At 43.2% G+C, this 2,396-nt stretch carries 2 protein-coding genes and 1 pseudogene; all 3 read right to left on the bottom strand.

Translation table 11 applies throughout. From position 1 onward, the window contains the following. Positions 1 to 413 precede the first annotated feature (413 nt). Entirely contained in the window at positions 414 to 944 is a 531-nt protein-coding gene (locus tag QB898_RS12895) for a hypothetical protein (RefSeq protein ID WP_279525274.1), read from the bottom strand. A gap of 619 nt (positions 945 to 1,563) precedes the next feature. Beyond that, the gene (locus QB898_RS12890; RefSeq protein ID WP_279525273.1) at positions 1,564 to 1,869 is read right to left on the bottom strand and encodes a hypothetical protein; all 306 of its coding nucleotides are present in this window, start codon (positions 1,867 to 1,869) and stop codon (positions 1,564 to 1,566) included. A 47-nt stretch (positions 1,870 to 1,916) separates the two neighbouring features. Beyond that, positions 1,917 to 2,396, bottom strand: a pseudogene (locus QB898_RS12885) (hypothetical protein); the annotation flags it as partial.

The following is a 2,396-nucleotide window of genomic DNA, read 5'->3' as shown; positions in this document are numbered from 1 at the left end:
TTGTTGTTCTGCTTCAGCTCGGGCTTGTCGTTGATCTGGCTCTTGGGATCATCATCTTTCACCCAGCGCACATGCCGCAAGTGGCCTATGTCCATAGCCAGACTCTCAATCAACAGCACTAAATTCTGCGCTCGTAACTACGTCTAGATCATATTTTATTAAACACGCAACTCGACCAAACGTTTTTAATCCATAGATCAAACCTGTACCATCGCTAAATGAAAATTTTAGATTCTTATTGCTTGATCGGACACTTAGTTCGGATATTTTTAATTCTAACGAATTGCTGCAAATCTCCCTGATTTCATCATGTTCTGATTTGATCTGATAGACCAAATAAACAGCGAATAGAAGTATCAAAAAAAATGCCCAAACTCTTTTCATTGACGAATCCCTGCACATCCAAAATTTGCTCAATATCCACCATATAGGCCGGCAATCAGCTGATCCCAAGTCACCGGACTACCTTTGAATGGTAAATATCCCTGGAGTATTAGGTTGGACAACGCTTTTACAATCCAATATCCCTCTGTAGCTATTGCATTAACAAGCCACCCTTGTTCAGGCGTAAGATGCTGAAGTGCATATAAGAAATGCTCAGTTTCCCGATAGTTGGCATTAAGCTGGCCTGTGATGGATTGTAGGGCGATCCTGTCTTGGCGAATTTTTTCCCAAGCCATTAGGCCATACAAAATCAGGTAATTATTTGCCAAAGCAAGCCATCCCCCATTCCCACTCCCTTCTATGATATAAGCCCCGGCCCCGGTTTCCGGATCAATAACAATATACCCGAACCCCTTCCACCCGTGCTTGTTGATGCTTTTCTCATGCACGGTCACTTCCTTGCCAGCATTGACGGCATTCCTGATGATAAAATATAGCCTACTCCTTTCTTTTTCCATGCAGTTTTTTATTTTCCCAATCTGAGTATTATGTTTAGACATGATTATTGCTTGAAATTCGTTCCATAAAGATTATCGACATCAATGCGAAAGCATTACCCTTTTATACATTTGTTGCGACGAAACCGCATCGATATTTCAGATCTTACTCACTCCATCAGGACGTAATTGCTGCAACTTGGACAATGTCTGAACACTCATTGATGCTAGGTCAGGTAAAACCTGTTTGGAATCCAAGGCGCTACTGCCGCTCTCGCCAGTAATTTTCCATGCCTTGTTCACCATAGTATAACCAAGAGCGTATATGGTGCCAAATGTTAGAGATATATCCAAGCAGGCACTCAAAAGAAATAAACCTCGCCTCCTAGCCTATAATATCACGAATAAAATTCTTCAGGCACATAGCATACATGTGCTCATTAATTCTTATTAATTCGCATTATATGATATGAGAAGGCCATTAATAATATATACATCAGTTTGATGAATAATTTTTCGTTGTAATATCCTACGAACACCAGCAAAAATAACGAATAACTTCCAATAACCAATATTGATAATACTATGGAGAGCTTGTGATTTTTCAACTTGGCAAAGTAGAAGACAAGTAAAAAGGACGCCAAGGTTATGATATCAAGCATATCTTTAGCCATTTTACACCTCAAGAAGCGAAGCAGGCTTTCGCGCCTGATGCAGCACCAACAGTTGTTCCCCAAAAAGCGCCTTCCAGATGGACTAAACTAAGTATCTGCTTGGCAACCTTGGCAGTCACTCCGACTGGAAGCGTAATCATTGATGTGGCCAATGTTTGAAAGAGCATTTGCGCGCAAGGATTATCATTGAGATTTTTTTCTGCGCTTATCCATAATGCCAGTCCAGAAAGGATAACAGATATAGCAGCTGCTGTGAAGATCCCTGTGACTGCGGCAATGGCAGAAAATATAGTTATTAGCAATGGGGCAAACACTGCTAAAATTATTGTAGCTACCACGATTGCAAATATGATGGCAAAAATTACACATCTATTACCGCCCCCTCAATCAAATAAGCCCCGGCCCCGGTTTCCGGATCAATAGCAATATATCCAAACCCCTTCCACCCGTGCTTGTTGATGCTCTTCTCATGCACGGTCACTTCCTTTCCGGCATTGACGGTATTCCTGATTTCACTGCCCACTTCTCCGCCTATGGGCAACTTTTGCAGCGCCGTCTGCGCGTTGGCTTTGTTAATCGTGTGAATCTTCTGCCCTTCGGCTTGCGCGATGGCAATGGCCTTCAAGGCGGATATGCCTTCCGCACATGGCTTCAGCGTTGGGTTTTCTATTTGCCCATTGCTGTTTGCGTAGCTGCACTTCGTTTTATCCACCCAGAACACCTCCGGCGCCGCATGCTCCATTGCACTGGCGTATTGGCCTCTCATCTTGTTGTAGGCAATCCAGCGGTTTTGCGCCGCGCTTTTGTTGTTCTGCTTCAGCTCGGGCTTGTCGTTGATCTG

The sequence above is a fragment of the Ottowia cancrivicina genome (genome assembly GCF_029813755.1).
In the GTDB taxonomy this organism is placed as follows: Bacteria; Pseudomonadota; Gammaproteobacteria; order Burkholderiales; family Burkholderiaceae_C; genus Ottowia; species Ottowia massiliensis.
Note: the sequence above shows the minus strand (reverse complement) of the source record. Positions and strands in the feature narration are given on the sequence as shown.

Bases quoted from the DNA above. Each gene is read 5' to 3' on its own strand.
- QB898_RS12895 (WP_279525274.1), bottom strand. From the start codon at position 944: ATGTCTAAACATAATACTCAGATTGGGAAAATAAAAAACTGCATGGAA.